Source organism: Lysobacter cavernae (genome assembly GCF_042648505.1).
Taxonomy (GTDB): Bacteria; Pseudomonadota; Gammaproteobacteria; order Xanthomonadales; family Xanthomonadaceae; genus Lysobacter_L; species Lysobacter_L cavernae.
Genome location: NZ_JBHRXK010000020.1, coordinates 1 through 4,330, shown reverse-complemented (window position 1 = coordinate 4,330; position 4,330 = coordinate 1). Strand labels below are relative to the sequence as shown.

Genomic DNA, 4,330 nt, shown 5'->3' with positions numbered 1-4,330 from the left:
GAATCGGGAGGATTGCTGACCGGCGCCGACCGTCGAAGACACGACAGCGTTGCCGTAGGAAAAACCACGGCAATGTTTTTGCACCACCGTATAACGCTGGAATTAAGCCGAACCGCGAAGCGGTTTCGGCTTGAATGACTTGTTATACGGCGGTGCTGATGGAGTCGGCAAACTGACAGCCCCGACCCCAGAGCACCCCGCGCCAGCCGGCACACTAACACGCACGGCGCGGAGGCTTTGCCCGGACAGCTTGCGGCGGTGAAGTAGCCGAAGCCACCGAGAGCGGGAGCACCGAAACCTGGCCACACGAGTGGCGGAGCCGAGCGCTGCACGATGGCCAGAACCGGAAGGATTGCTGACCGGAGCCGGCCGCCGCAGACATGACAGCGTTGCCGAAGGAAAAACCACGGCAATGTTTTTGCACCACCGTATAACGCCTGAGTTAACCCGGACCGCGTAGCGGAGGCAAACACATGGCAAGCTTTTCCTGCCATGTGTTTGATGTAGCGAAGCGGTTTCGGGTTGAACGAATTGTTAGGCCGCAATGTAGCAGAGGCCGGGCCGGTTGGTAGAGCCAGATTGCAGCCCGGCTTGTGACGGGCCGAAAGCCGATTGGCCGCGAGCGCCTGCCGATGATGTCGCGGGAAACGCAGCACGCACGACAATGCCGCGATTGTCTGCTGCCGCGGGAAAAGTCGGGCGCCGCTGCAAGGAAGTGCGACAACCGAACTGCCCCGAGCGCCAGGCGAAAGTGCCGCGGGAAACGCAGCAAGCACGACTCAGTCTCGATACCAAACTGCCGCGATCAAAGCCGGGCGCAACATAAAGCCGAGGCAAGCAGAAGTCGGAGAACAACGCCCGGCAAGCAGCCAAAGCAACCGCTGAACAAGATTGCATTTCAGCGGCCTAACGCTTGAATTAAGCCGACCCGCCCCGGGTAGCTTCCGAAGCCGATGATAACCGGCAACTCCCCGAAGCGAGCAAGCTACGAAGCGGGTTCGGCTTGAATGAATTGTTAGGCCTCATTCGCATTCCGGATTGAAGCCCATACCACTCCTGAAGCGTGCCGGCACTCCGGAGTGCGCGGTGGTGTACGGCTCGAACCTCCAAACAGACTTCACCGCTTTGATGACGGGGTAGTTGAATGCTTTGTCCGGCGAGCTGATGATCTCTACGTCAGTCACGTGGCCGCTTTCTGCGACCGTGATGTTGAAGATCACATCCCCACCAATGCACTGCCTGAGAAGCGCAGGGGGATAAGGGGCAGCTGGGGTGTAGATTGCCTTCGGTACTGCGCTCGCAGCGGATTCCGATGCCGCAACTGGGCTGTCATTGGTAGCGCCGAGCGCGGCTAGGAGCAGGAGTGCTGAGATGATGGTCATGAGGCCTAACGCCTGAATTAAGCCGACCCGCGAAGCGGGTTCGGCTTGAATGAATTGTTAGGCCGCACCATCTCGATTGACAGGCAGATTGGCATACACCATTTCCAACTGTTGCGAGAGGGTTTCCAACAGCTCTTGGGATTGTCGCTGCTCAGCCAAAATGCTGCGAAGCAAGGGCTTTATGCCGAAGATTGCGAACGGAACTAGCACCCATAGAAGAGCGAGGAGAAGTAGGAAAAGCGTCCCAATGAGACCGAACGCAGCGAGTCCAGAAGCGACAGAAGAATCCATATTCCCTCCAGGGGTAATGATGCGAAGTGCGGCCTAACGCCTGAATTAAGCCGAACCGCGAAGCGGTTTCGGCTTGAATGAATTGTTAGGCCGCAGCCAACCCGCGAACTGACCGACTGTGGCCTTGCCAAAAGACTACCAGCGGAACGGCCCGAAAGCCGATGAGCGAACCGCTGCCCCGACACGGTGCTTTACCCGGAACGCTTGATGCGCCATGCCGGACGAAGCGATGCAATCACAACCCCGAACAAGTCGCCGAAGCCAAAGCCCGCGATGGAACAGGTTTTGGTGCGGCCTAACGCCTGAATTAAGCCGACCCGCGAAGCGGGTTCGGCTTGAATGAATTGTTAGGCCGCTGGCGACTAAACGGCAACATGACGGCGACCAAAGATGCGGTGCAAGTACATGTATCCGATGTAGGCAGCGACCATGCCAATGGGAATGGCTACCCAGTCATACAAATCAAACCCAGCGCCGAAGTATGCCTTGGCGCCAAGATAGAACGCGGCGCGCAGCACAATGGCAACGCAGATCAGCGCGCCAATCCAGTCCGTGAGTTTTCGCATGTTGCCTCCAATCGCCACGCCGCTGTTCCTGCGGCCTAACGCTGGAATTAAGCCGAACCGCGAAGCGGTTTCGGCTTGAATGACTTGTTATACGGCGGTGCTGATGGAGTCGGCAAACTGACAGCCCCGACCCCAGAGCACCCCGCGCCAGCCGGCACACTAACACGCACGGCGCGGAGGCTTTGCCCGGACAGCTTGCGGCGGTGAAGTAGCCGAAGCCACCGAGAGCGGGAGCACCGAAACCTGGCCACACGAGTGGCGGAGCCGAGCGCTGCACGATGGCCAGAACCGGAAGGATTGCTGACCGGAGCCGGCCGCCGCAGACATGACAGCGTTGCCGAAGGAAAAACCACGGCAATGTTTTTGCACCACCGTATAACGCCTGAGTTAAGCCGACTTGCGTAGCGTAGCCGACAACGTGGCAAGCTTTACCTGCCACGTTGTTGGTGTAGCGAAGCAAGTTCGGCTTGAACGAATTGTTAGACCTTAGCTGGCGTCAAGGTGGGCCAGAAGGTCAGCTGTAGCTTTTTCCATCCGGGCTTGATTTTCTTCCATGCGACGATTGAGCTCAGAGACATCTGTATCTAGACCAATTTCGGCGCGGACAGCGCTCAGGAGCTTGATCTGCGCCGGAGATATCTTGGTTAGCTCTTTAAACACCGCTTGGAGAAAGGGCTTGTTGTGAGCGTTGTAGCTTTCCCAGGCCGCGTTGCGCTCCTCAGAGTGTTGCGTATAGCTCTGCCGATAGTTCTCAAAGGATCGTTGCAGCGCGGCCATCTTGGCTGGGTTAGGAGTGCCGGACTCATTCAGTGCCGTGATTTCCGAGATAACCCGCTTGGCGTGAACAAACTCTTGGTCGTACAAGTCACCAGATATCTTTATGTCGATCTTTAGGTCATGCAAAGGCTTTGCAGCTGCCACTAGATTGAACAGTGCTTCGCCGTATATGGCTGTCATTTCCGCTGCGAGTGCCGCAGTTTCTCGGCTCCCAACCACTTGAACCTTAGCGAGCTCCGCCATTGCCTCCTGGAGTGGGCCGCCAAGATCTTCAGTCGTTGGGTCTTTACCAGCTAGCGATCCAAGATGGCCGCCGGCGTATGTCATTTGGGCGGCGAGCTTAAGGTAAACATCCTTTCTTAGCTGCGAGATGCGATCTCTATGCTTTTCGCCAGCGTCGTGCCGGAGTTGCTCTTTCAGTCGTTCCAGACTGCTGCGGTTGGAAAGAACAACGCCGGCCAGCGTTATGAAGGACGCGACGATTCCAGACCAAACAATTGTCGGAATGCTGAGGGCTGTTGATGTGACGTCTGCGGGCATGTTGGTTCTAAGGTCTAACGCCTGAATTAAGCCGAACCGCGAAGCGGTTTCGGCTTGAATGAATTGTTAGGCCGCGGCCAGCTTGAGCTTAGCGACCCGCTGCAAGTTGACATGCTGACGTGCCAGCCAAAGGTCGTGCGCGTCCTGCATGACGAGCCAGCTCTCAGGGGTGCGGCCGATCGCCTTGGATAGGCGGAGCGCCATTTCCGGGGTGACCCGGCTGCTACCCTTCAGGACGCGGCTAAGCGTGGAAGGCGCCACATCAAGTTTGTCCGCAAGCTCACGGCCACTAATGCCGTTGGGCTCAAGGTAGATGTCGGTGATGAACTCACCAGGGTGAGGAGGGTTGTGCATGGCCATTAGTGATAGTCCTCGTAATCTAGGACGTAGGTGTTCCCGTCTTGGAACTCGAACGTCACCCGCCAGTTGCCGTTGACCGTAATGGACCAACGTCCGCGCATTTCGCCTTTGAGTTGGTGAAGCCGGAAGCCTGGGATGTCCATGTCCTCAATTGTCTGGGCAGTGTCCAAGGCAGCCAGCTGCATCCGAAGCCGTTTGGCATGGCTGGCTTGCACGCCTGAGGTGCTACCGGTCTCAAACAGTTTACGCAGGCCTTTGTGCCGAAACGATTTGATCATGGCCTGAATGTATCACGTTGCGCATCACGCAACAAGCGGCCTAACAGGCTGCTGAAATACCGCCCGTCTTGAACACGATCCGCCCCGGCTGCGATGGCACGAGCGGACTTTCATTCAGATCGGCGCACCGTTGATC

At 57.6% G+C, this 4,330-nt stretch carries 5 protein-coding genes; all 5 read right to left on the bottom strand.

Features of this window, described 5'->3' with window-relative positions:
• Positions 1-1,022 precede the first annotated feature (1,022 nt).
• The 5 genes from ACFOLC_RS16050 to ACFOLC_RS16030 all read right to left on the bottom strand — a co-directional run bounded on the left by ACFOLC_RS16050 (position 1,023) and on the right by ACFOLC_RS16030 (position 4,194).
• Complete coding sequence (locus ACFOLC_RS16050; RefSeq protein WP_386760272.1) at positions 1,023-1,382, bottom strand: TonB family protein; 360 nt, start codon at positions 1,380-1,382, stop codon at positions 1,023-1,025.
• A gap of 653 nt (positions 1,383-2,035) precedes the next feature.
• Positions 2,036-2,239, bottom strand: a complete 204-nt coding sequence (locus ACFOLC_RS16045) for a hypothetical protein (RefSeq protein ID WP_386760271.1) — start codon at positions 2,237-2,239, stop codon at positions 2,036-2,038.
• Positions 2,240-2,725: 486 nt separating this feature from the next.
• On the bottom strand, positions 2,726-3,556 hold the full coding sequence (locus ACFOLC_RS16040) for a hypothetical protein (RefSeq protein WP_386760270.1): 831 nt from the start codon (positions 3,554-3,556) through the stop codon (positions 2,726-2,728).
• A 66-nt stretch (positions 3,557-3,622) separates the two neighbouring features.
• A complete protein-coding gene (locus tag ACFOLC_RS16035) occupies positions 3,623-3,916 on the bottom strand; it encodes a HigA family addiction module antitoxin (protein ID WP_386760269.1) in 294 nt (97 codons plus the stop codon).
• Positions 3,916-4,194 carry a type II toxin-antitoxin system RelE/ParE family toxin gene (locus tag ACFOLC_RS16030; protein ID WP_386760268.1) on the bottom strand — a complete coding sequence of 93 codons (279 nt, stop codon included), beginning with the start codon at positions 4,192-4,194 and terminating at the stop codon, positions 3,916-3,918. Before ACFOLC_RS16030 ends, ACFOLC_RS16035 begins: the two co-directional genes overlap by 1 nt.
• Positions 4,195-4,330: the final 136 nt, after the last annotated feature.